The sequence below is a fragment of the Burkholderia dolosa genome (assembly GCF_902499135.1).
Classification (GTDB): domain Bacteria; phylum Pseudomonadota; class Gammaproteobacteria; order Burkholderiales; family Burkholderiaceae; genus Burkholderia; species Burkholderia dolosa.
This window is the reverse complement of the sequence record NZ_CABVPR010000002.1, coordinates 61,902-86,526: the sequence shown is the minus strand read 5'-3', so window position 1 is coordinate 86,526 and position 24,625 is coordinate 61,902. Positions and strand designations below refer to the sequence as shown.

General features: G+C 68.1%; 20 protein-coding genes. 8 read left to right on the top strand and 12 right to left on the bottom strand.

Features of this window, described 5'->3' with window-relative positions; genetic code table 11:
- Positions 1 to 37 precede the first annotated feature (37 nt).
- The 7 genes from BUB20358_RS01565 to BUB20358_RS01535 all read right to left on the bottom strand — a co-directional run bounded on the left by BUB20358_RS01565 (position 38) and on the right by BUB20358_RS01535 (position 9,001).
- The gene (locus BUB20358_RS01565; protein WP_006766379.1) at positions 38 to 823 is read right to left on the bottom strand and encodes an electron transfer flavoprotein subunit beta/FixA family protein; all 786 of its coding nucleotides are present in this window, start codon (positions 821 to 823) and stop codon (positions 38 to 40) included.
- Complete coding sequence (locus BUB20358_RS01560) at positions 820 to 1,989, bottom strand: electron transfer flavoprotein subunit alpha/FixB family protein (protein WP_006766380.1); 1,170 nt, start codon at positions 1,987 to 1,989, stop codon at positions 820 to 822. The genes BUB20358_RS01565 and BUB20358_RS01560 overlap by 4 nt, the downstream gene beginning before the upstream one ends.
- A 4-nt stretch (positions 1,990 to 1,993) precedes the next feature.
- Positions 1,994 to 3,919, bottom strand: a complete 1,926-nt coding sequence (locus BUB20358_RS01555; protein WP_006766381.1) for a (Fe-S)-binding protein — start codon at positions 3,917 to 3,919, stop codon at positions 1,994 to 1,996.
- Positions 3,920 to 3,921: 2 nt separating this feature from the next.
- A complete protein-coding gene (locus tag BUB20358_RS01550; RefSeq protein ID WP_006766382.1) occupies positions 3,922 to 5,985 on the bottom strand; it encodes an NADH:flavin oxidoreductase in 2,064 nt (687 codons plus the stop codon).
- A gap of 60 nt (positions 5,986 to 6,045) precedes the next feature.
- Entirely contained in the window at positions 6,046 to 6,579 is a 534-nt protein-coding gene (locus tag BUB20358_RS01545; protein ID WP_035975364.1) for a DUF5943 domain-containing protein, read from the bottom strand.
- Positions 6,580 to 6,721: 142 nt separating this feature from the next.
- Entirely contained in the window at positions 6,722 to 7,693 is a 972-nt protein-coding gene (locus tag BUB20358_RS01540; RefSeq protein ID WP_006766384.1) for a dipeptidase, read from the bottom strand.
- Between the two features lie 33 nt (positions 7,694 to 7,726).
- Positions 7,727 to 9,001, bottom strand: a complete 1,275-nt coding sequence (locus BUB20358_RS01535; protein WP_035974491.1) for a serine hydroxymethyltransferase — start codon at positions 8,999 to 9,001, stop codon at positions 7,727 to 7,729.
- A 356-nt stretch (positions 9,002 to 9,357) separates the two neighbouring features.
- On the opposite strand from BUB20358_RS01535, the gene BUB20358_RS01530 reads away from it, so the two are divergent.
- Complete coding sequence (locus BUB20358_RS01530) at positions 9,358 to 10,485, top strand: GlxA family transcriptional regulator (RefSeq protein WP_006766385.1); 1,128 nt, start codon at positions 9,358 to 9,360, stop codon at positions 10,483 to 10,485.
- A 60-nt stretch (positions 10,486 to 10,545) separates the two neighbouring features.
- On the opposite strand, the gene BUB20358_RS01525 is transcribed toward BUB20358_RS01530, so the two are convergent.
- The 3 genes from BUB20358_RS01525 to BUB20358_RS01515 form a co-directional block, all read right to left on the bottom strand.
- Positions 10,546 to 11,316 (bottom strand): SDR family NAD(P)-dependent oxidoreductase, encoded by a 771-nt coding sequence (locus BUB20358_RS01525; RefSeq protein ID WP_006766386.1) that lies wholly within the window; start codon positions 11,314 to 11,316, stop codon positions 10,546 to 10,548.
- A gap of 54 nt (positions 11,317 to 11,370) precedes the next feature.
- Positions 11,371 to 12,570, bottom strand: coding sequence for an arabinose transporter (locus BUB20358_RS01520; protein ID WP_081293693.1), 1,200 nt, complete (start codon positions 12,568 to 12,570; stop codon positions 11,371 to 11,373).
- A 67-nt stretch (positions 12,571 to 12,637) separates the two neighbouring features.
- Complete coding sequence (locus BUB20358_RS01515) at positions 12,638 to 13,963, bottom strand: amidohydrolase family protein (protein WP_045552293.1); 1,326 nt, start codon at positions 13,961 to 13,963, stop codon at positions 12,638 to 12,640.
- Between the two features lie 174 nt (positions 13,964 to 14,137).
- On the opposite strand from BUB20358_RS01515, the gene BUB20358_RS01510 reads away from it, so the two are divergent.
- Entirely contained in the window at positions 14,138 to 15,073 is a 936-nt protein-coding gene (locus BUB20358_RS01510) for a LysR family transcriptional regulator (protein WP_006766388.1), read from the top strand.
- Positions 15,074 to 15,233: 160 nt separating this feature from the next.
- Here the strand turns inward: BUB20358_RS01510 and BUB20358_RS01505 are convergent, their stop codons facing one another.
- On the bottom strand, positions 15,234 to 16,646 hold the full coding sequence (locus tag BUB20358_RS01505) for a galactose-binding domain-containing protein (protein ID WP_006766389.1): 1,413 nt from the start codon (positions 16,644 to 16,646) through the stop codon (positions 15,234 to 15,236).
- Positions 16,647 to 16,917: 271 nt separating this feature from the next.
- Between BUB20358_RS01505 and BUB20358_RS01500 the strand changes: the two genes are divergently transcribed.
- Positions 16,918 to 18,330: an aminotransferase-like domain-containing protein gene (locus BUB20358_RS01500; RefSeq protein WP_006766390.1), complete on the top strand. Its 1,413-nt coding sequence runs from the start codon at positions 16,918 to 16,920 to the stop codon at positions 18,328 to 18,330.
- A gap of 7 nt (positions 18,331 to 18,337) precedes the next feature.
- On the top strand, positions 18,338 to 19,111 hold the full coding sequence (locus tag BUB20358_RS01495) for a hypothetical protein (RefSeq protein ID WP_035974496.1): 774 nt from the start codon (positions 18,338 to 18,340) through the stop codon (positions 19,109 to 19,111).
- 83 nt (positions 19,112 to 19,194) lie between these two features.
- Here the strand turns inward: BUB20358_RS01495 and fdhA are convergent, their stop codons facing one another.
- A complete protein-coding gene (gene fdhA, locus BUB20358_RS01490) occupies positions 19,195 to 20,391 on the bottom strand; it encodes a formaldehyde dehydrogenase, glutathione-independent (RefSeq protein ID WP_035974497.1) in 1,197 nt (398 codons plus the stop codon).
- A gap of 124 nt (positions 20,392 to 20,515) precedes the next feature.
- On the opposite strand from fdhA, the gene BUB20358_RS01485 reads away from it, so the two are divergent.
- The 4 genes from BUB20358_RS01485 (at position 20,516) to betA (ending at position 24,580) form a co-directional block, all read left to right on the top strand.
- Positions 20,516 to 20,704, top strand: a complete 189-nt coding sequence (locus tag BUB20358_RS01485) for a hypothetical protein (protein WP_035974498.1) — start codon at positions 20,516 to 20,518, stop codon at positions 20,702 to 20,704.
- Between the two features lie 71 nt (positions 20,705 to 20,775).
- Complete coding sequence (gene betI / locus BUB20358_RS01480; protein ID WP_006766393.1) at positions 20,776 to 21,360, top strand: transcriptional regulator BetI; 585 nt, start codon at positions 20,776 to 20,778, stop codon at positions 21,358 to 21,360.
- A 31-nt stretch (positions 21,361 to 21,391) separates the two neighbouring features.
- Positions 21,392 to 22,861, top strand: a complete 1,470-nt coding sequence (gene betB / locus BUB20358_RS01475; RefSeq protein ID WP_035974500.1) for a betaine-aldehyde dehydrogenase — start codon at positions 21,392 to 21,394, stop codon at positions 22,859 to 22,861.
- Between the two features lie 18 nt (positions 22,862 to 22,879).
- The gene (betA, locus tag BUB20358_RS01470) at positions 22,880 to 24,580 is read left to right on the top strand and encodes a choline dehydrogenase (protein WP_006766395.1); all 1,701 of its coding nucleotides are present in this window, start codon (positions 22,880 to 22,882) and stop codon (positions 24,578 to 24,580) included.
- Positions 24,581 to 24,625: the final 45 nt, after the last annotated feature.

The following is a 24,625-nucleotide window of genomic DNA, read 5'->3' as shown; positions in this document are numbered from 1 at the left end:
CTTGCATCCCAGTGTGTGTTGCCGACAGGCATCAAAATCAGTAGTCGATGAGCTGATGCTCGCGCAAATACGCGAGGATCACTTGTGCTTTTTCGACCGAACTCCCTTCATTTACGACGTTTCCGCCGCGGCTTTCGGTCGTCGTCGCGGACAGCATCCGCGCGTGCCCGGAGCGCTTCTCGGCCGCCGCGAGCTTCACGGGTTTACGCTCGATCGCGCCGACCTTCCATGCGGCCGCGTCGGCGTCCGCGCCGGTCGCGGCGAGCGTCGGGCGGATCGTGCCGGCCCGCAGCCGCGCATACGCATAGCGCGGCTGCGCATTCGCGAGCGGATGCACGGCGACGACCGCCGGCAGCGCGGCGTCGACGCGCCGCCGCAGCCCTTTCGGCAAAAATTGCCGAATCGCCGCGCGGCCGCCGTCGATCGTCACGTCGACGGCCGAGCCGACGAGCGGATAGCCGAGCGCCGCGGCGACGCGATACGGAAGCATCCCGGTGTCGTACGCGCCTTCCGCGCGCGTGCCGGTCAGCACGAGGTCGTATCCGTCGACGCGCGCGGCCAGCGCGTGCGCGGCATCGTCGCCGTCGCGGGAGGCGAGCACCTCGACTTCCCGCGCGCCGAGCGCGAGGTATTCGGCAAGCGCCGCGGTGGCCGGATCGCCCGCATGGATCACGTCGAGCTGCGCGCGATGCCGCTCCGCGAGCTGGCGGCCGATCTCGAGCGCGGCCGCGTCGTTGCGGCTGTAGCGCGCGGTGCCGCTGACCGGATGCCGGCCGACCGACACGAGCACCGCGATGCGTTGCAACTGGCGGGGTGCGTTCATGCTGCGACTCCTTCCGGTTCGTGGGTGCCGACCGCGGCCGGCGATTGCCCGCGCGCCGCGCGCGCGGCCTGCACCTGTTCGATCAGCGCGGCGATCGTCGCCTGCGCATCGCCGACCACCGTCAGGTTCGCGCGCTTCGCGATCGGCGCGCTGCCGTCGAGGTTCACCGCGATCACGTGGCGGCAGTCCTTGATGCCCTGCAGGTGCTGCACCGCGCCCGAGATGCCGAACGCGATGTACACGCTCGCCTCGACCGTCTTGCCGGTCGCGCCGACCTGCTTGTCGCGCGTGAAGTGGCCGTTGTCCACGGCGACCCGGCTCGCGCCGATCGCCGCGCCGAACACGCCGGCCAGCCGCTCGAACGCGGCGATGTCCGATACGCCGTTGCCGGCCGACACGATGAAGTCGGCTTCCTCGAGCGCGACCTGCGCGGCGTCGAGCTCCTCGAGGCCGAGGTCGCGGTACGGCTGCGCGGCATCGGCGGCCGGGCGGATGAAGTCGGCGGCCAGCCGTTCGCCGGCGCCGACGAACGGCAGCTTCGTGTCGACCGCGTTCGGCGCGAGCAGGATCACGTCGGGCAGCGCGCGCGTCGCGAACGCGCGTCCGGCGTGCGCATAGGCGCCGACGTGCTGCGCGTCGATCTCGACCACGTGCGTCGCGACGCTCGCGCCGGCGGCCGCCGCGTAACGCCGGCCGAGATCGCCGTCGCCCGTCGCGTTGTCGGGAACGAACACGTGCTTCGGCGCCAATGCGGCCACGCACGCCTGCAATGCCTGCAGTTCGCTTTCAGGCGCGAATGCGCGGCGGTCGAAGCCCGCCAGTTCGACGAGCTTGTCGACGCCGAGCTCGGCCACGTCGTCCTTCAGTTCGCCGAACGCGAGCAGCGCGACTTCCGTCTGCGCATCGGCGAGCAGCGCGGCGGCGGCGATCGCCTGCCGCGCGTGATCGTCGAGCGCGCCGCGCTCGCCGTGCGCGACGACGAGCAGCACGCGCTTCGGGTCCTGCACCGCGCGGCGCGGCTTCGCGGCCGCCGCCGCGTGGCCGTGCGCGGGCCACTGCGCGGCGCTCGCATCGGCGCTGCCTTCCTCGCCGAGCGTGATGCGCTTCAGGCCGGCGGCCGTGATGATGAACGGCCGACGCGGATCGATTCGTTTGATCTTGTTCATCGATTCACTCCAGCGACGCGGCAACGAGTTCGGCCACGTCGAGCACGTCGGGGCGCGGGCCCACGACGCCTTCGAGCATCGCCGTGCAGTTCGGGCATCCGACCGCGACCACTTCCGCGCCGACCGCGCGCGCGTCGGCGATCCGGATGTCGGGAATGCGCTGCTTGCCGGGGATGTCGGTCAGCGGCGCACCGCCGCCACCGCCGCAGCAGCGGCCGCGCATCCCGTTGCGCTCCATCTCGACGACCTGGATGCCGATCGTCTTCAGCAGCTTGCGCGGCGATTCGGTTTCGCCGTTGTAGCGGCCGAGGTAGCACGGATCGTGATACGTGGTGCGTTTCTCGCGCAGCGCATCGACGGCCTTCGGCGCGATCCTGCCGCTGTCCGCCAGCTCCGCCAGATACGTCGTGTGATGCTTGACCGTCACGCGCAGCCCGAGCGCGCGGTATTCGTTGCGCAGGCTGTGCATCACGTGCGGGTCGGCCGTCACGATCTGCCGGTACGACAGCTCGCCGAGCGTGCCGATCAGGCGCTTCGCCATCTGCTGGAACGTCGCTTCGTCGCCGAGGCGGCGCGCGACGTCGCCGGTGTCGGTCTCGTTCGGGCCGAGCACCGCATAGTCGACGCCCGCCTTGTTCAGCACCTTCACGAACGCACGCAGCGTGCGCTGATACCGCATGTCGAACGCGCCTTCGCCCGCGACGAACAGCACGTCGACCGGCTTGCCCGGCTGCGCGACCGGCGCGTTCAGATCGACCGACCAGTCGTAGCGCGCGGCCGTGTCGTAGCCGCCCATCGTGCCCGTCTCGCGCAGGTTCGCGAGCACTTCCGGGCCCTTGCCGGGCACCGTGCCGTGCACGAGCGTGCGGTTGCGGCGCATGTCGACGATCGCATCGACGTGCTCGATCAGCATCGGGCACTCCTGCACGCATGCGCGGCAGGTCGTGCACGACCACAGCGTCTGCTCTTCGATCAGCGCGGACACGATTGGACCGTTCGGCTCGCCGCGATGCCGGCCGACCGGAATCCCCGGCGTCGGGCTGCCCGCATAGGCGGCATCGGTGCCGCCGGCCATCCCGACGACGAGATCCTGAATCAGCTTCTTCGGGTTCAGCGGCTGGCCGGACGCGAACGCGGGACACGCGGCTTCGCACTTGCCGCACTGCACGCACGCATCGAAGCTCAGCAGCTGGTTCCAGCGGAATTCGACGGGCTTCGCGACGCCGTACTCCTGCTGCTCGATGTCCGGCAGCTTCAGCGCGGTCGGCGGCGTGGCGGTGCCGTTGCCGGTGAACGCGTCGCGGGTGGCCGCGAAGCGCTCCTGGCGCGGATGGAACGCGAGATGCAGCAGCCCGGCGATCGCATGCTTCATCGGGCCGCCCTTCGCGGCGCCGACGGTCATCGTGAACGCGCCGATGCCGATCAGCAGCGCGCAGAGCACCGCGAACGCGCCCGACATCGCGCCGGCCGGCACCAGCATGAACAGCACGAGACCGAGCGCGAACGAACCGAGCAGCCACGGCAGCGTATTCCACGGGCCGCGCGACAGGCGGGCCGGCACGTTCTTCGCCGCGCGGCGGCGCCACACGAACACCGCGCCGACGAGCATCGCGAGCGCCGCGACGAAGATCAGCCTGTCGAGCCACGGCGAATAGATCGCGAGCCCGTAGTTGACGAACACCAGCGCGAGCGCGGCGATCGCGCCGCCTGCGGTCGCGACGTGCGTCTTCGCGATGTACGGATCGCGGGCGACCACGTGGTGCAGGTCGACGAAGTAGCGCTTCGGAATCGCGAACAGGTTCGCGACGCCGAACGAGCTGGGCGCCGTCGCGCGCCCGAGACGCCAGTACGACGAGCGCTTCGCGACCGCGAACGCGAGCCCCGCCACCGACAGCCACAGCAGTGCGGTAATCAGGAAAGCCGGATTCATCGTCAGAAATCCTTCACGAGACGCAGAGAGTCGTAGATCGCGCCGTGCACGTTGTGCATCGAGATGCAGTCGCCGACACGGAACAGCAGGAAGCGGCCGTTGCCGAGCTCTTCCGACAGGCACGGCTGCGGCTCGGCCGCGAACAGCGTGTGCGGATCGATCTGGCCGCGGTTCAGCGATTCCGGCTTCAGCTTCCAGTACAGCTCGTCGTTCGGCGACGAGCCGTTCTCGATCACGACCTGGTCGACCGCGCGCTCTTCCAGTTCCTCCGTGTATTCGTTGCGCAGCACCGCGATCTTCTTGCCGTCTTCCTCATACACGCGGTCGAGCATCGTGTTCGGCGTCTGGATCACGCCGAGCGCGTACAGCCGGCGATAGAAGATCGGGAACGTCGTGCCGCCGCAGTCGTCGGCGACCTTCACGTCGGGCGTGACGACCTCGACCTTCGAGCCGCGGCTCGCCATGAAATCGGCAACGCCCGCGCCCGCGTGCGTGCTCACGCCGTCGAACAGCAGCACGTTCTGCTTCGGCTCGACCTTGCCGGTCAGGATGTCCCACGAGCTGACCGCGAGCCCTTCGGCGACGCCCCAGCCCGGCACCTGCCACGTGAAGCTCGACCCGCCGGTCGCGAGCACGACGATGTCCGGCTTCTCGGCCATGATCGTCTTTTCGTCGGCGGCGACGCCGAGGCGGCGGTCGACGCCGAGACGCTTCGTCTCCATGTCGAACCAGCGGATGATCCCCGACATCTGTTCGCGCTGCGGCGCCTTCGCGGCGATCATCACCTGCCCGCCGACTTCCGCGTTCTTCTCGAACAGCACGACGTCGTGGCCGCGCAGCTTCGCGACGCGCGCGGCCTCGAGGCCGGCCGGGCCCGCGCCGACCACGACGACCTTGCGCTTCGGGCCGCGCGACTTCTCGATGATGTGCGGCATCGTCGCCTCGCGCGACGTGGCCGCGTTCTGGATGCACAGCACGTCGAGCCCGTTGTACTGGCGGTCGATGCAGTAGTTCGCGCCGACGCACTGCTTGATCTCGTCTTCGCGGCCGTCGCGGATCTTGATCACCATGTGCGGATCGGCGATCTGCGCGCGCGTCATGCCGACGAGGTCGATCATCCCGTTCGCGAGCAGGCGCTCGGCCTGACCCGCGTCGCGGATGCTCTGCGCGTGCATCACCGGAATCTTCACGACCGACTTGATGCCGGCCGCGAGATGCACGAACGGCTCCGGCGGCAGCGCCATCGGCGGCATGCAGTTCGCGATCGTGTTGTGCGTGTCGCCGCCGGAGCCGACCACGCTCAGATAATCGATCAGCCCCGTCTCCGACATCGCCTGCGCGATTTCCTTCAGCGCTTCGTGGTCGAGGCCGTCCTCGTGGAATTCGTCGCCGCACATGCGCAGCCCGACGCAGAAGTCCTTGCCGACCGCCTCGCGCACCGCAGTCAGCACTTCGATGCCGAAGCGCAACCGGTTCTGCAGGCTGCCGCCCCATTCGTCGGTGCGGTGGTTCGAACGTGGGCTCCAGAACTGATCGATCAGATGCTGGTGCGCGGCCGAGATCTCGATGCCGTCCATGCCGGCCGCCTTCACGCGCTTCGCGGCGGCCGCGAAGTCGCCGATGATCCGGCGGATTTCCTCGATCTCGATGATCTTCGCGTTGCCGCGGTGCACCGGCTCGCGCACGCCCGACGGCGACATCAGGTGCGGCCAGTGCTCGCCGTGGAACGACGAGCGGCGGCCCATGTGCGTCGCCTGGATCATGATCTTCGCGCCGTGCCGGTGCATCGCGTCGGCGAGCCGCGTGAGCGGATCGATGATCTTGTCGTTCGACAGGTTCACCGACTTCCACCAGCTCTGCGGACTGTCGATCGACACGGGGCTCGACCCGCCGCAGATCGCGAGGCCGACGCCGCCCTTCGCCTTTTCTTCGTAGTAGCGGATGTAGCGGTCGCCCGGCAGGCCGCCCGGCTCGGCATACACCTCCGCGTGCGCGGTGCTGACGATCCGGTTGCGCAGCGTCAGCTGGTTCAGCTGCATGGGTTTGAACAGGTGGGGATAACGCATCGCAGGCGACCTCTGGCGTTCTAATGTCTCGTGTTGCGGGTGTTGTTGTCTGTCAGTGCATCAATGCGCGATCGGCGACACTTCGAAGATGCAGTGATCGTGGTGCTCGGCCGCACACTGCACTTCCTTCGACTGCGCGCGCGGCGCGCCCTTGCCTTCCGGCGTCGTGTCGTTGACCCAGTCCATCGCACCGGCGAACCAGCCGGCGAACATGTAGCAAAGCTTGCCTTCCTTGCCGGGCTGCTGCAGCACGAACGACGAGTGGCGCAGCTCGATCTTCGCGCGCGCGCTCGCCGGATCGGCTTCGACGATCGAGAACAGGCCCCAGCCGCGCTGCGACAGACGTTTCAGGTAATGCTCGAACACGGCCATGCCGGTGAGCCCGTGCAGCTTCGCTTCCTTGTCGCACCAGTGATACGCGGACTTGTAGCCGGCCTTGTACAGAATCTCGGCATACGCGTCGACGCCGAGCGCTTCCTCGACGGCGACGTGGTTGTTCGTGAAGAAGTGGCGCGGCACGTACAGCATCGGCAGCGCGTCGGTCGTCCAGACGCCGGTTACGGGATCGACGTCGATCGGCAGTTGCGGTTGCATCGTGGTGACTCCGTGAGGAAAAGTGGCCGGCGGCGCGTACGCACGCGCGACGTCGTCCGCATGCCCGCGCATCGCGCGGGCACGGCCCGATTGTTGTTGTGTCGAAATGCCGGTGCGTCCGGCGGAACGTCGGTGGCCGCGCTTACGCGCCCCACACGTCCTTGAACACGCGCACCCAGTTCTCGCCCATGATCTTGCGGATCTTCGACTCCTTCCAGCCCGCGCGCTCCATCGCCGCGGTCAGGTTCGGGAATTCGCCGATCGTGCGGATCCCTTCGGGGTTGATCACCTTGCCGAAGTTCGTCAGCTGGCGATAGCGGCCCTTGTCGTGCGTGAGCATGTCGAAGAACTCCTTCGCGTAGTCCTGCGTGAAGTCCGTGCCGATGCCGACCGCGTCCTCGCCGATCAGGTTCACGACGTAGTCGATCGCCTCGATGTAGTCGTCGATCGTCGCTTCGATCCCGCGCTTCAGGAACGGCGCGAACATCGTCACGCCGACGAAGCCGCCCGCATCCGCGATCTCCTTCAGCTGCGCGTCGCTCTTGTTGCGCGGATGCTCCTTCAGGCCCGACGGCAGGCAGTGCGAATAGCAGACCGGCTTCTTCGAGAACGCGATCGCTTCCGACGACGTGTTGCCGCCCACGTGCGACAGATCGACCATGATGCCGACGCGGTTCATCTCGGTGATCACTTCGCGGCCGAAGTCCGACAGCCCGCCGTCACGCTCGTAGCAGCCGGTGCCGACCAGGTTCTGCGTGTTGTAGCAGAGCTGCACGACGCGCACGCCCATGTCGGCGAACGCTTCGATGTAGCCGATGTTGTCCTCGAACGCATGCGCGTTCTGGAAGCCGAGGATGATCCCGGTCTTGCCTTCCTTCTTCGCGCGGAAGATGTCGTCGGTCGTGCGCACCAGCGTCAGCAGCTCGCTGTTGTCGCGGATCTTCTTCTTCATCACGCCGATGTTGTCGACGGTCTTCGTGAAGTTTTCCCACACCGACACCGTGCAGTTCGCGGCCGTGATGCCGCCCTTGCGCATGTCCTCGAACACCGGCTTCTCGAACTTCGAGATGTTCAGCCCGTCGATGATGATGCTGTTCTCGTGCAGCGTACTCATATCTGCCTCTCGCTCCAGTCGTGTCGGTGTCGATCAGTAAATCGGGAAGCGCTCGCAGAGCGCGAAGATTTCGCGACGTACGCGCTGTTCGGTCGCCGGGTCGCCTTCCGGGTTCGCGCGCAGCGCGTCGAACACCTCGAGGATCAGGCGGCCGATCTCGCGGAATTCGGCGACGCCGAAGCCGCGCGTCGTGCCGGCCGGCGTGCCGAGCCGGATGCCCGACGTGACGGTCGGCTTCTCGGTGTCGAACGGAATGCCGTTCTTGTTGCACGTGATGCCCGCGCGTTCGAGCGCCTGCTCGACCGGCGCGCCCTTCAGCCCCTTCGGACGCAGGTCGACGAGCAGCAGATGGTTGTCGGTGCCGCCGGTGACGAGATCGACGCCGCCCGCCTTCAGCACTTCGCCGAGCGCCTGCGCGTTCGCGAGCACGTTGTCGATGTACGTCCTGAAGTCCGCATGCAGCACTTCGCCGAACGCGACGGCCTTGCCGGCGATCACGTGCATCAGCGGGCCGCCCTGCAGGCCGGGGAACACGGCCGAGTTGATCTTCTTCGCGATCTCCTCGTCGTTGGTCAGCACGAAGCCGCCGCGCGGACCGCGCAGCGTCTTGTGCGTGGTCGACGTGACGACGTGCGCGTGTTCGACCGGGTTCGCATGGCGGCCCGCGGCGATCACGCCGGCGATGTGCGCCATGTCGACCATCAGCTTCGCGCCGACGCTGTCGGCGATCGCGCGGAAGCGCGCGAAGTCGAGCGCGCGCGGGTACGCGGAGAAGCCCGCGATGATCAGGCTCGGCTTGTGCTGATGCGCGAGTTCCTCGACCTGGTCGTAGTCGATGCGCATCGTGTCGCGGTTCACGCCGTACTGGACCGCGTTGAACCACTTGCCCGACAGCGCCGGCTTCGCGCCGTGCGTCAGGTGGCCGCCGGCGTCGAGCGACATGCCAAGCACCGTGTCGCCCGGCTTCGCGAGCGCGAGCATCACCGAGCCGTTCGCCTGCGCGCCCGAGTGCGGCTGCACGTTCGCATAGTCGGCGTTGAAGATCCGCTTCACGCGTTCGATCGCGAGCGCCTCGACTTCGTCCGCGAATTCGCAGCCGCCGTAGTAGCGCTTGCCCGGATAGCCTTCCGCGTACTTGTTGGTCAGCACCGAGCCCTGCGCTTCGAGCACGGCGCGCGACACGATGTTTTCCGACGCGATCAGCTCGACCTGCGACTGCTGACGCTCGAGTTCCTTCAGGATGGCGCTGCGCACCGGCGCGTCGCGCTCGGCAAGGGGCTGCGAGAAGAAAGGCTGGGTGTTCGACATAGTGCGTCCGTGACGAAGAATAAAGGGCTGATACCGAAGCGCGAGGCCCGCCGTGCCTGGGTTTCCAGCGTGTCCGAGGCGAGGCTGCCGACGGCTCTATTCTTGTCGTTCGGATTTTCGGCGGATTGATGAATTTAGACGCGTTCTTTGCCTTTTCCGCCATGCGCGTCCGTTTTGTACAAGTGATCGGTCGTGCTTTTTCGGATCGCCAACCAAACGGCCGCGCGCCGTTCATCGATGAACGAGCACTTCGGCGGTGCCATCGCCGCTCGGCCGCGGTGCAGCGCGTCACGCTTGCGGTGCAGTGCAGCATCGGCCGCGCGGCCAGACAACGTATGGAGCTAGGGTTTAGCCGTATGGCACGCTTGTTGCGCTCGCTCACACAATACAGACGCCCGATCCGTGCCACGGGCCCAAAGCTATTAGAGATTCAAGGAACGCCCCCCATGTCCCCCGACCGCACAGCGTCGCTGTCCCACTTCGCGTTCATGCCTTTGCCGAACTTCACGATGATCGCGTTCACGAATGCGATCGAGGTGCTTCGGATGGCCAATTACCTGAGCGGTCAGCCGCTCTACCGCTGGTCGGTGATCAGCCCGGACGGCGGCCCGGTGACGGCGAGCAACGGGCTCACGGTCGACACGGGCCCGGCCGAATGCGCGGGGCAGCCGGACATCGTGTTCGTGTGCGGCGGCGTCGACGTGCAGCGCGCGACGACGCCCGCCCATCTGTCGACGCTGCGCCGCTTCGCACGTTCCGGCATTCCGCTCGGCAGCCTGTGCACGGGCACGTATGCGCTCGCGAAGTCGGGGCTGCTCGCCGGCTATGCGTGCGCGATCCACTGGGAAAACATGTCGGCGCTGAAGGAAGAGTTTCCCGACACGCGCTTCCTGAAGGAACTGTTCGTGATCGATCGCGACCGCATCACGTGCACGGGCGGCGTCGCGCCGCTGGACATGATGCTGAACCTGATCGCCGCGCGCGTCGGCACCGCGCGCGTCACGCAGATCGCCGAGCAGTTCATCGTCGAGCACGTGCGCGATACGAGCGCGCAGCAGCGGATGCCGCTCGTCGCTCGCCTCGGGTCGGCGAACAAGTCGCTGTTCGAAGTGATCTCGCTGATGGAGAACAACATCGAGGAGCCGCTGTCGCGCGAAGAGCTCGCGCGGCTCGCGAACATGTCGCAGCGCCAGCTGCAGCGGCTGTTCCGCGAGCATCTCGGGATGACGCCCACGCACTACTATCTGACGCTGCGGCTGCGCCGCGCGCGCGAGCTGCTGCTGCAGACCGACATGTCGATCATGCACATCACGATGGCGTGCGGCTTCCAGTCCGCATGCCACTTCAGCAAGAGCTATCGCGACGCGTTCGGCGTCGCGCCGACGCGTGAACGACGCAAGCAGGTCGCACCGCTCGCGCAGGGTGCAGCGGCTGCGGTTGCCGCCAGCGTTCCCGCGTTTCCCGCGCACGCGATCCACGCGTAACGCAGGCGTGCCGCTTTGCGGCGGCGCGCGGCGGCCTCCCTGTCATGCCCGCCATGCCGTTCACGCGGGCAGTGCAATCCTCGACACCGACTCGCACAGCGCGACGAGACGATCCTGCCACGCCGGATCGAGCGCGTCGGGATTCGGCGCCATCCGCTTGCGGTGATAGAAGTACCGGCCGCTGACGTCGGCGTCGGGGTCGTCGCCGGCGGCGAGCCACGCCTGCGTCACATGCGCGTGCGCGATGTCGTCGGGCGCACCGGGCCCGCCCATTCTGGTCGGCACCCAGCCCGGCTCCAGCGCGTTCGCGAACACGTCGGGCCAGCGGCGCGCGACGGCAAAGGCCAGCATCGCGTCGTGGAGCTTGCTCTCGGCATACGCTTGCGAGCCGTTCCAGCGGCGCGCCTGCCACAACGCGTCGTCGAGGTTCGGCTGCACGTGATGATGCATGCCCGAGCTCAGATAGACGAGCCGCTTCGGGCGCGCGATCAGCGCAGTGAGGATGTAGGCCGACAGCGTATTGATCGCGAACACGTGCGGCAGCCCGTCGGCGGTGACGCGAAGCGGCTCCCGATAACCGACGGCCGCGTTGTGGATCACCGCGTCGAAACGGCCGAGCGCGTTGACCTGCGCAGCGACGTCGACCGCGCCTTCGATCGTCTCCAGATCGCCGACGACCACCGCTTCGGCCTGCTGCAATGCGCGGCGCGTGTCGCTCGCACGCTCGGCATTGCGCGCATGCAGGACGACCCGATGCCCTTGCCGCACCAGCAGCTCGGCAGCCATCAGGCCCAAGCCGGTCGAAGAACCGGAAATGAAAATGCGAGACATGATCTCTCCTTGAAAAAACCGGCCGGTGTCACGCGGCCGGCGTGAACACGACGATCAGGATTGCGGGCGGCGCGACGCGACGGCGAGCAGCGCGCCCGCCGCCGCACAGGCCGTGCCGAACAGATAAACGGCCGCATAGCCGAACCGCGCAGCGATGATGCCCGCCGCCGGACCCGACAGCCCGTATGCGATATCGAGGAACGCGACGAACGCGCCCATCGCGCTGCCGCGATTCGCGGCCGGCACACGCTTGAGCGCTTCGACGCCGAGCGCCGGAAACACCAGCGCGCAGCCGAGGCCGGTAACGAGCGCGCCGGCGAGCGCAGCCGATTCGGCCGGCGCGCCCCACAGCAGCGCCTGGCCGCCGGCCTCGACGATCAGCGACCACGCCGCGACGCGGTAGCCGCCCGCGCGGTCCGGCAGATGTCCGAGCACGATCCGCACGACGATGAAGCCGGCGCCGAACGCCGTCATCACCCAGCCCGCGTTGCCCCAGTGACGCGCGGCAAAGTACAGCGACGCAAACGCGGTGAGCCCGGACAGGCCGACGCCCTGCAGCATCAGTCCAAGCCCTTCGCGCCAGATGCGGCCGATCACGCGATGGAACGGCAGCCGTGCGCCGGCCGGCGACCGATAGGACGTCGCCGGCAGCGCGATCAGCGCGGCGAGCACTGGCGCGACGATGCACGCGATCATCGCCGCGGCGGGTCCGTGGCCGCGATACAGCGCCATCCCGATCGGCGCGCCGATCGACAGCGCGGCAAACATCGCGATCCCGGTCCAGGACATCGACATGCCTGCACGCTGCGCGCCGACCGATGCGATCGACCACGACACGCAGCCGGTCACGAACTGGCTTTCGCCGAGGCCGGCCACGAGCCGGCCGGCGATTACGATCGCGAGACTCGCGACAGGCGGCAGGCCCGGCATCGCGGCCGCCAGATAAAGCAGCCCCGCGCAAGCCGAAACGGCCGCTCCCTGCAGCGCGGAGCGCTTGCCGCCGTGCCGGTCGGTGACGCGACCCGCGTATCCGCGGGTCAGCACCGTCGCGACGAACTGGCTGCCGATCACGAGCCCGACGACGAGATTGCCGAAGCCGAAACGCTCGTGGACGAGCAGCGGAATCACCGGCAGCGGCAAGCCGACGGCCAGATAGCCGCAGAACAACGCGGCGATGACGCCCGGCGCCGGCCGGGACCGATGAGCGAGTGCGGCTTCGGTGCGCACTGCCTGCTTCGTGGCGAGTGCCTGCATGGCAGCCTCCTTGTGACATGAACGAAATCGAAGAACGCGGCCCGGCACGCCGGGCCGTCGCACGCGGTCACGCCGCCGCGCCGAACAGGTCGGTGCGGTAGCCGCCAGCATCGAGCAGGTAGTCGCGCGACGCGACGGCGTCGGCTTCCAGCCTGGCCAGGTCGATGTCGACGAGACGGCCGGCACGCTTGCGCAACCGGCCGCCGACCATCACGGTGTCGACGTCGGCACGCTCGACCGCGTGCACGATCGTGCCGATCGCGTGCGTAACGGGAAACACGGCCACGCCGCGCGTGCGGACCATGATGATGTCGGCCTGCTTGCCGGGCATCAGCGTGCCGACGCGGTCGTCGACGCCGGCCGCGCGCGCACCGTTGACGGTCGCCGCCTGCAGCACCGCTTCGACCGAAATCGGCGCCGGCACATCGGCCTCGCCGCGAAAGCGCCGGTACCGCATCGCGGCGCGCTGCTGGCCGAACAGCGCGTGCATCTCGCCGAACATGTCGCTGCCGAACGCGGTATCGAGATCGATGCCGAGCGCAGGGGCGAGACCGTGATCGACGGCCTGCTGGTAAGCGAACGTGTCGTCGTCGAAACCGAACAGCGCGTCCGAGCGCGGGTTCACCGTGACGTTCACGCCGGCGTCCGCCAACCGCTTCCACGTTTCCTGCGGCACGCGCGTGCAGTGATTGAAGATGTTGTGCGGGCCGAGCACGCCCGGCGTCGTGAACGCGGGCGAAAGCGTCGCGAGGTCGCCGATGAATTCGGTCAGGATCCGCATGTCGAGTTCGCGCGCGACGTGCCACCAGTCCAGGTTGAGCTGCCCGAACAGGCCGACGCGCACGAGGCCGTCCGCGGCATTCCAGTCGCGGGCGAGACGCCGCAGATCGCCGGGCAGGTGCGCGGCGCACGCCTGCTTGTCCATCGGCGCGCCGGCCATGTGCAGTGCGCGGATGCCGGCCGCCTTCAATGCATCGAGCGCGGCGTCGGTGTGCTCCGGGCTGCGCGAGCTGTGACACGCGTCGACGATCGTCGTGATCCCCGCGTCCAGCGACGCGGCGGCGGTGAGCTTCGTGCTCACGTACATGTCGAGTGGCCGGTAGTGCGCGCCGAGTCGTTCGGCAACCACGTCGATGTATGCGAACAGGTCGTCGACGTTCGGCATCATGCGGCGCATGACGCCGAGCCACATGTGGTGATGGGCATCGACGAGGCCCGGCATCACGATGTGGCCGGCGGCGTCGATCACGTCGGCGTCGCCGGCGTCGATGCTCGGCCCGACGGCGGCGATGCGATCGTCCTGAACCAGCACGTCGCCGGTCGCGAGATTGGGAACCTGTCGATCCAGCGTCAGAACGGTGCCGCCTTTGAACAGCGTGCGATGTGCAGTCATGGTGTGCTCCTCGTGAGAAAGGACGACGCCGGTCGGCACGGCGCCGCGCGCCGGTGCGTCCGCCGCGAAACGGCGGTCCGCGTCGTCACGGTTCACACGATAGGTTGCACGCCATCTTTGATAAAGGTAGATTGGCTCACATTATCTTTGCTTAAATTCAAAGATGGAGGGACGATGAGTTTCGATGGCCGACTGCTGTCTGGAATGAGCGTGCTGGCCGCGGTGGTCGAAGCCGGCAGCTTCAGTCGCGCGGGCGAAGTGCTCGGCCTGTCGGCATCGGGCGTGAGCCGCTCGATCGCGCGGCTCGAGGAAAGGCTCGGCGTGCGCCTGCTCGATCGCACGACGCGCACGCTGCATCTGACGAGCGACGGCGCGAGCCTGTACGAACGCGCGGCGCCGCATCTCGAAGGCATCGAGGAAGCCGCGAGCTACGTGTCCGGCGCGGCGGTCACGGTGCGCGGCACGCTGCGCGTCGGCCTGAACCCGATCTTTGCGCGCTATGTGCTCGCGCCGAAGCTGCCGCTGCTGCGCGAGCGCCATCCGGGCCTCGATCTGACGATCCTGCAGCAGCCGGACATTGGCGATCTGGTTTCCGAAGGAATCGACGTGGCGGTCCGCTTCGGGCCGCAGCCGCCGTCGACGATGACGTCGCGGCTGTTGCTGCGCACGCGCGTGCTGACGGTGGCGTCACCCGGTTATCTGGCGCGGCACGGCCGGCCGCGGCGCCCGGAAAAACTCGTCGATCACGATTGCATCCAGTACATCGATCCGCGCCGCGGCAAGCCTTTTTCGTGGGAGTTCCATCGCGGCCGCGAAGTGTTGCCGGTGCAGACCAGCGGCCACCTGACGACGACCGACGTCGATCTGATGGTTCAAGCGTGCGTGAACGGTGCCGGCATCGCACAGGTGCTCGCGCTCAACGTCCGGCATCTGCTGACGAGCGGCGCGCTGGTCGAGCTGTTCCCCGAATGGCCGGACGAGACCTATCCGCTGTACGCGATCCGCCCGTCGCGTCGGCTGCCGCCCGCGGCCGTCGACGCTTTCCTGAAGTTCTGCATCGAAATCTGCGCGGATTCGGAACAGGACGTGCGGCGATCGCGGCGATCGTGATGCGTGGCGAACCGGGCGCACGGGCACAGGTGGCTCAGGCTCGCGCACGGCCATGCGCGGTTCGGGCGCGGGCGCGACGCCGGACACGCCATTCGATACGCCGTCCGACACGCCGGCCGAACGGCGCGCGGCCCGCGGGCCGCTTTCTCTTTCGCGCCGCCTACGATCCCCACACCTGCATTTCGTCGAGCGAATACCCCCACTGCGTCGCGCGCTTCGTGCCGAGCATGCGCACGTAGCGGCCGCTGCCGTTCAGGTTCTGCAGCGTCACGTGCCCGTACGCCGCGCCGTTGGTCGTCGAATAGATCGTCGTCCAGTTCGCGTTGTCGTTCGACGTCTGGATCTGATACGCGAGCGCGCCCGCATCCCAGTACAGATCGATGCTGCGGATCTGCTTCACCGCGCCGAGATCGACCGAAATCCATTGCGGGTCGACGCCCGTGCCTTCCGGCGAATCCCAGCGCGTGCTCGACGTGTTGCCGTCGAACGCCTTGTCGGCCGTCAGCGATGCGTTGTAGCTCGCCGATGCGGCGGCCGGCCGCCCTTGCGACAGCAGCGTCTGCTGCTTCGCGGACGGGCCGCCGTAGTAGCTCGCGCCACGCTTCGCCTTCGTCGAGTCGGCGTTCACGCCGAACGGCGACAGGCTCCAGCGCTGGCCCGTCGTCACGTCGCCGACGTACAGCTGATAGCCGCCCGCCGTCGTCGACGAGAAGAACAGATAGTTGGTGCCGCTCACCGGCGCCGGATCCGAGTTGTTGCTCATGCAATCGTTGATCGGCAGCGACTCGGGCGTCGACGCCGGATCGGCCGTCTTCGCGTAGATCTGGTCGGCCTGGCCCGCATCCTTCCAGCGCGCGTAGAACACCTTGCCGTCCGCACGCACGGTCGGGTAATAGGTCTGCAGTCCGGCCGGATGATCGAACACGGCCGTCGCGCCGGTCGCGAGCGTGCGCTTCATCAGGCCCATGTTCGCGCCGGCGCCCGTCGCGTAGTAGACGGCGCTCGCGTCCGGCGCGAGGAACGGCATCGAGTATTCGGCGCCGGCCGGCGCATTCGTCAGACTGACGACCGACGTGAAGACCGGGCCGGCGCTCGTATACGACAGCGTGCCCTGCTTCACGTCGCCGTTCTGCTTGAACACGAGCGACTTGCCGTCGGTGCTGAACTTCGGATCCTCGTTGCGCGTCGCGCCGCTGCTGTTCGTCAGGTTGACCGGCGGCGTGCCGGCGCCGAGCTGCAGCATGAACACGTTCCATGCGCCGTTCGCGATCCCCATGAACGCGAGCCACTTGCCGTCCGGGCTGAACACGCCGTTCATCGGATCGGTGATGCGCCACGTGCTCTTGCTCAGCTGCGTGAGCGTGTGCGCGGAGAAGTCGTACAGGAACAGCTGGCTCGTGCCGTCGCCGTACTTCACGTAGCTGTGATAGACGAGCTTGCCGGTCAGCGCGGCGGGGAACGACGCATTGGACTGAACCGGCGGGTTGTTGATGCAGGCCGCATGGGCGGCGCCGTTGGACAAATTGAGGGCGAGGCCGGCCATCAGGCCCGCGACGAGGGTCTTCGAATTCACGCTGAAAAATGGTTTGGGGGTTGAGACAAGGACGCCGTTGACAACGCCCGGGGCGGGCGCGGAGGGTCACGAATCCGCCGTCGGCGGCGTGGCCCGGTATCGGTCGGACATCGGGAACGAAACTTGCGCAAGGATGCCGCTGCGCCGCACGAAAGAAAAGGATCAGAACCCGTGAAAAAGATGCGGATCAGCGTTTCGTGACGACATCGCACGGCACAGGCTCCGTGCTAGTCTTTTTTCAGCGAAGCCCCGATCGGCCGCGGAGACAGGCATGAAGCGATATGCGGTGCTGGCCCAGACGATAGGCGACGCGATCCGGCGCGGCGACCTCGCGGCCGGCGCGCGGATCCCGACCGTGCGTGCCGCGTGCCGCGCCTACCATGTCAGTCCTTCCACGGTGTTTCGCGCGTATTACACGCTCGAGAGCGAGGGCCTGATCGTCGCGCGTGCGCGCTCCGGTTATTTCGTTGCGGACCTTCATGACGGGCGCGTGCACGCGCCGCCGCGCGAGCCGCCGGCGTCGCGAAACGGCGGCGGCGACGTGCTGCGCCGTCTGCTCGACTCGCTGACGCGCGAAGACATCGTGCCGCTCGGCTCCGCGTTCGCCGGCTATTCGCTGTTTCCGATGAGCAGCCTGTGGCGCAACGTGGCATCGGCCGCGCGCAACATGGACCGCGCGGCGCTGCTGTCGGGCCTGCCGCCCGGCCACGAAGCGCTGCGCCGCCAGATCGCGTCGCGCTATCTGAATGCGGGCGCCGCGTTGCCGATGGACGAGATCGTGATCACGACGGGCGCGTTGCATGCGCTGACGCTGTGCCTGCAGGCGCTCACGCGCCCCGGCGACATCGTCGCGATCGAGCGTCCGGCGTTTCACGCGGTGCTGCAGGCCGTGCAGCAGCTGCATCTGAAGACCGTCGAAATTCCGGTCGACCCGCGCACGGGGCTCGACCTCGACGCGCTCGCCGCCGCGCTCGACACGCATCCGGTGCGCGCGTGCTGGTTCATGACGTCGTTCCACAATCCGACCGGCGCGACGCTGTCCGACGAGCGCAAACGCGCGCTGATCGCGCTGCTCGCATCGCACCGCGTGCCGCTGATCGAGGACGACGTCTATGCGGAACTGCATTTCGGTCCGTCGCCGACACGGCCGGCGAAGCTGTACGACGACAGCGGCCTCGTGCTGCATTGCGGTTCGTTTTCGAAATGTCTCGCACCCGGCTTCCGGATCGGCTGGGTCGCGGCCGGGCGCTACGTCGCGCAGATCGCGCACGCGCTCGACACCGGCTCGCCGTCGGCCGACGTGCCTGCGCAGATCGCGATCTCGAGCTATCTGCGCGACGGCGCATACGACCGCTTTCTGCGCAGGCTGCGCCGCAATCTCGCCGCGCATCAGGCGCAGATGCTGGCCGCGGTGCGCGCGTACTTTCCACCGGGCACCGAAGTGTTCGCGCCGCGCGGCGGCTATTTTCTGTGGATCGAACTGCCGCCGCACGTCGATGCGATGCATCTGTTCGGCGACGCGATGGACAACGGCGTCAGCATCGCGCCGGGTCCGATCTTTTCCGCGACCGGCGCATTCCGCCGCTATGTGCGGCTCAACTACGGCCGGCCGTGGACGCCGGCCGTCGAACATGCGATGCGCACCATCGGGACGCTGGCCGGGCGGCAACGACAGTCGAGGTGACGAAAAAATGCGAATCCTGCTCAACCGGAAAGCCCGCATGCGCGACACGCTGCGCGGCGTTCTCACGTTGCGGGCCGACGCGCGTCGCGCGGCCGGCACGCATTGTCCGCAGTGCGGATTCACGGCGTTCCACGCGCTCGAGCGCTGCCCCGCATGCGGGCTGCGCAACCGTCGCTTCGAGCCGCCGCGCATGCAACCGGACGACGCGTACGACGTGCCGCCCGTGCATCCGCTCGACGCATGGTCGTCGCGCATCGCGCGCGCGGTTCGCGACGCGGCGCTGCGGCGGCCGCGTGCGTCCAGCGCACCGCTGTTGAGCATCCTGACGCTCGTGCTGCTGGTCGGCGGCTACGTGACGGCCGATCGCGTCTGCAAGGCCGACCCGGTGTGCCGCGGACCGGACGCGCCGGACGCAGCGGCGACCGGCCGCGAGTTGCATGCGGCCGACGGTCCGACGTGGCCGGTCGTCCCGGTGCCCGTCTATCCGTTTCGTGCGGTCGACACGAAGCAAGCGGCAGCCGATCGCAACGGCGGCCCGGACGCGAACGCGCGCACCGCCGACCGGAACGCGCGCGCCGAAGCGGTCAGCGCACGCAATGCGCCGACGGCTCGCGCGCCGGAAAAATCGCGCGCCGGCAGCGTGCGCGTCGCCGACTGGAAAGGCGGCCGCGATCAGGCGCGCCACACGCGCGCGGTGCGGCGCGTGAGCGCGCACGTCGGCCATGGGCGGCGCGCCGCGTCGAGCGACGCCGAACTCGCGAAGATCTATCGCGGCCACTGACGGTCGCGATCGGCAAGCGCAACAAACAAAAAGGCCGGAACGCGTTCGCGCTCCGGCCTTCGACGATTGCGTCGCCGAACGCGTCAGGCGGCCAGCAGCCCGTGCGGATCGATGACGAATTTGCGCGGCGCGCCGCCGTCGAACTTCTTGTAGCCTTCCGGCGCCTGGTCGAGCGAGATCACCGTCACGTTGACGATCTTCGCGATCGGCAGACGATCGAACAGGATCGCCTGCATCAGGTTGCGGTTGTACTTCAGCACCGGCGTCTGGCCGGTGAAGAACGAATGCGACTTCGCCCAGCCGAGACCGAAGCGGATGCTCAGGCTGCCGTGCTGCGCGGCCTTGTCCTTCGCGCCCGGATCGTCGGTCACGTACAGGCCCGGAATGCCGATCGCGCCGGCCGGCCGCGTGATTTCCATCAGCGAGTTCAGCACCGTCGCGGGCGCTTCCTCCGCGTGACCGGACGATCCGTGGCCGTGCGCCTCGAAGCCGACGCAGTCGACCGCACAGTCGATCTCCGGCTTGCCGAGGATCTGCGCGATCTGTTCGCCGAGCGTCGCGTCCTTCGACAGATCGACCGTCTCGAAGCCCATCGCCTTCGCGTGCGCGAGGCGCTCCGCGTTCATGTCGCCGACGATCGTCACGGCCGCGCCGAGCAGACGCGCCGATGCGGCCGCCGCCATCCCGACCGGGCCCGCGCCGGCGATGTAGACGGTCGAGCCCGGCTTCACACCGGCGCTGACCGCGCCGTGATAACCGGTCGGCAGAATGTCGGACAGGCACGTCAGATCGCGGATCTTCGCCATCGCCTGATCGCGGTCCGGGAACTTCAGCAGGTTGAAATCCGCGTACGGCACGAGCACGTACTCGGCCTGGCCGCCGATCCAGCCGCCCATGTCGACGTAGCCGTACGCGCCGCCGGCGCGCGACGGGTTCACGTTCAGGCACACGCCCGTATGCGTTTCCTTGCACATCGCGCAGCGGCCGCATGCGACGTTGAACGGCACCGACACGAGATCGCCGATCTTCAGCGTCTCGACGTCGCGGCCGACTTCGACGACCTCGCCCGTGATCTCGTGCCCGAGCACGAGGCCGACCGGCGCGGTCGTGCGGCCGCGCACCATGTGCTGGTCCGAGCCGCAGATGTTCGTGCTGACCACCTTCAGAATCACGCCGTGGCCGATCGCGCGGCCGCTCGGGTCGACCATCTTCGGATAATCGATCTTCTGCACCTCGACCTTGCCCGGCCCAAGATAGACGACACCTCGATTGCTGCTCATCGTATTGTCTCCATGTCTCGTTGGATGGCGTCGCCGCGCGCCGGCGGATGCGGCACGCGCGCAACGTGCTGTTCGAGAGTAGTCCGGGACGCGGGGGCGCCGATGTCTCAAACGCGACACGGGTTTGAACGCGGCCGACATCGATGGCGGAAAGACGAAAGTCGGGGCTTCGGCCGTCGAAGCGGCACGCGCGCGCAGCGACATCGCGCGGATCGCTCGCGATCGGGGCCGGCACGCGCCGCACGCCGCCATCGATACGACCCTCGATCGTTCCGGCCCCGCATTGCAGGAATCGGCCCCGGTTTTTTGTTGATTGAACGTTCAATAAAAAACCGCTAAGCTGCCGACTTTCGTGAACGGCCCGCTCGGGCGGAGGAAGTCGCGATGCCGAAAGTCGGAATGCGGGAGATTCGCCGCGCGCAGTTGATCGACGCGACGCTGCGCTCGATCGACGAAGCGGGCCTGCCCGGCACGACGCTCGCATCGGTCGCGCAGCGCGCCAATATCTCGACGGGTATCGTCAGCCACTACTTCGGCGACAAGGACGGCCTGCTCGAAGCGACGATGCGGCACGTGCTGCGCGATCTGTGGGCCGCTACCACGCGACGGCGGCTCGCGGCGCGCAAGGATCCGCGCGCACGGCTGCGCGCGATCGTCGCCGCGAACTTCGACGACACGCAGATCAGCGCGCCCGTGATGAAAACCTGGCTCGCGTTCTGGTCGCAGAGCATGCACGACCCGATGCTCAAGCGGCTGCAGCACGTGAACACGCGCCGCCTCCATTCGAATCTGTGCGCGGAGTTCGCGAAAGCGTTGCCGCGCGCGAAGGCGCGAGAAGCCGCCAGCGGCCTCGCCGCGCTGATCGACGGCCTGTGGCTGCGCGGCGCGCTCGCCGGCGGCCCGATCGACACGCGGGCGGCGCTGAAGCTCGCCCACGATTACATCGACCTGCTGCTCGCGTCTAACTGACGCGCACGCAGTCGCTCTCAAGGAGATCCTCATGTCCGTATACGGTTTGCAGCGCCTCTACATCGGCGGCGGTTACGTCGACGCGACGAGCGGCAAGACTTTCGACACGTTCGATCCGGCCACCGGCGAGCGGCTCGCGCAGGTGCAGCAGGCAAGCGCCGCCGACGTCGACCGCGCGGTCGCGTCCGCGCGCGAAGGCCAGCGCGAATGGGCCGCGATGACCGCGATGCAGCGCTCGCGCATCCTGCGCCGAGCGGTCGAATTGCTGCGCGAGCGCAACGACGAACTCGCGGCGCTCGAGACGCGCGACACCGGCAAGCCGATCGCCGAGACGCTCGCGGTCGACATCGTCACCGGCGCGGACGTGATCGAGTACTACGCGGGACTCGCGACCGCGATCGAAGGGCTGCAGGTGCCGCTGCGCGCCGATTCGTTCGTGTACACGCGCCGCGAACCGCTCGGCGTGTGTGCGGGCATCGGCGCATGGAACTACCCGATCCAGATCGCGTGCTGGAAGACGGCGCCCGCGCTCGCGGCCGGCAACGCGATGGTGTTCAAGCCGAGCGAGGTCACGCCGCTCAGCGCGCTCAAGCTCGCGGAAATCTATACGGAAGCCGGCGTGCCGGCCGGCGTGTTCAACGTCGTACAGGGCGACGGCTCGGTCGGCGCGCTGCTGACCGGCCATCCGGACATCGCGAAGGTGTCGTTCACCGGCGGCGTCGAGACCGGCAAGAAGGTGATGTCGCTCGCCGGCGCATCGTCGCTGAAGGAAGTGACGATGGAGCTCGGCGGCAAGTCGCCGCTGATCGTGTTCGACGATGCGGACCTCGATCGCGCGGCCGACATCGCGGTGACCGCCAATTTCTTCAGCTCCGGGCAGGTCTGCACGAACGGCACGCGCGTGTTCGTGCACCGCTCGATCAAGGACGCGTTCACGCAGCGCGTGCTCGAACGCGTGAAGCGCATCCGCATCGGCAAGCCGACCGACGCCGATACCAACTTCGGTCCGCTCGTGTCGGCCGCGCAGCTCGACAAGGTGCTCGGCTTCATCGAGAGCGGCAAGGCCGAAGGCGCGAAGCTGCTCGCGGGCGGCACGCGCGTGACCGACGGTCATTTCGCGAACGGTCAGTACGTCGCGCCGACCGTGTTCGGCGACTGCCGCGACGACATGAAGATCGTGCGCGAGGAAATCTTCGGGCCGGTGATGAGCATCCTCGAATTCGAATCGGAAGACGAAGTGATCGCGCGCGCGAACGACACGCACTACGGGCTCGCGGCCGGCGTCGTGACGGAGAACCTGTCGCGCGCGCACCGGACGATTCACCGCCTCGAAGCCGGCATCTGCTGGATCAACACGTGGGGCGAATCGCCGGCCGAGATGCCGGTTGGCGGATACAAGCAATCCGGCGTCGGACGCGAGAACGGCATCACGACGCTCGAGCACTACACTCGGATCAAGTCGGTGCAGGTCGAGCTCGGCCGCTACAACCCGGTGTTCTAAGGACCAAGGAGAACCGTCGTGACGACACGCGAATACGACTACATCATCTGCGGCGCGGGCTCCGCGGGCAACGTGCTCGCGACGCGCCTGACGGAAGACCCGGACGTCACCGTGCTGCTGCTCGAGGCGGGCGGGCCCGACTACCGCTTCGACTTCCGCACGCAGATGCCGGCGGCGCTCGCCTATCCGCTGCAGGGGCGCCGCTACAACTGGGCATACGAGACCGATCCCGAGCCGCACATGGACAACCGCCGGATGGAGTGCGGCCGCGGCAAGGGGCTCGGCGGCTCGTCGCTGATCAACGGGATGTGCTACATCCGCGGCAACGCGCTCGACTACGACAACTGGGCGACGCACAAGGGGCTCGACGACTGGACGTATCTCGACTGCCTGCCGTACTTCAAGAAGGCCGAAACGCGCGACATCGGCCCGAACGACTACCACGGCGGCGACGGCCCCGTGTCGGTCACGACCAGCAAGCCGGGCGTGAATCCGCTGTTCGAGGCGATGGTCGAGGCCGGCGTGCAGGCCGGCTATCCGCGCACCGACGATCTGAACGGCTATCAGCAGGAAGGCTTCGGCCCGATGGACCGCACGGTCACGCCGCGCGGCCGCCGCGCGAGCACCGCGCGCGGCTATCTCGACCAGGCGAAGGCACGGCCGAACCTCGAGATCGTCACGCATGCGCTCGCCGATCGCATTCTGTTCGACGGCAAGCGCGCGTCGGGCGTCACGTATCTGCGCGGCAACGAGCGCGCGACCGCGCATGCGCGCCGCGAAGTGCTGGTATGCAGCGGCGCGATCGCGTCGCCGCAACTGCTGCAGCGCTCGGGCGTCGGCCCCGGCGCATGGCTGAAGGAGCTCGACATTCCGATCGTGCTCGACCTGCCCGGCGTCGGCCAGAATCTGCAGGACCACCTCGAGATGTACATCCAGTACGAGTGCAAGGAGCCCGTGTCGCTGTATCCGGCGCTCAAGTGGTGGAACCAGCCGAAGATCGGCATCGAATGGATGCTGAACGGCACGGGCCTCGGCGCGAGCAACCACTTCGAGGCCGGCGGCTTCATCCGGACGCGCGACGACGATCCGTGGCCGAACATCCAGTATCACTTCCTGCCGGTCGCGATCAACTACAACGGCTCGAACGCGATCGAGATGCACGGCTTCCAGGCGCACGTCGGTTCGATGCGTTCGCCGAGCCGCGGCCGCGTGAAGCTGCGCTCGCGCGATCCGCATGCGCATCCGAGCATCCTGTTCAACTACATGGCGGAAGCGCTCGACTGGCGCGAGTTCCGCGACGCGATTCGCGCGACGCGCGAGATCATGCGGCAGCCGGCGCTCGACCGGTATCGCGGCCGCGAACTGAATCCGGGCGCGGACCTGAAGAGCGACAAGGAACTCGACGCGTTCGTGCGCGCGCGCGCCGAGACCGCGTTCCATCCGTCGTGCTCGTGCAAGATGGGCTACGACGACATGGCCGTGGTCGACGGCGAAGGCCGCGTGCACGGGCTCGAAGGGCTGCGCGTCGTCGACGCGTCGATCATGCCGATCATCACGACCGGCAATCTGAACGCGCCGACGATCATGATCGCGGAGAAGATCGCCGACCGGATCCGCGGCCGCCAGCCGCTCGCGCGTGCGAACGTGCGCTACTTCGTCGCGAACGGCGCGCCGGCGCGCAACGTCGCGAAGGCCGCACGGCAGCCGGAGACGGTCTGATCGAAACGGGCGCCCTCCGCTCGGGCGCCCGAGCACGGCGTGCAC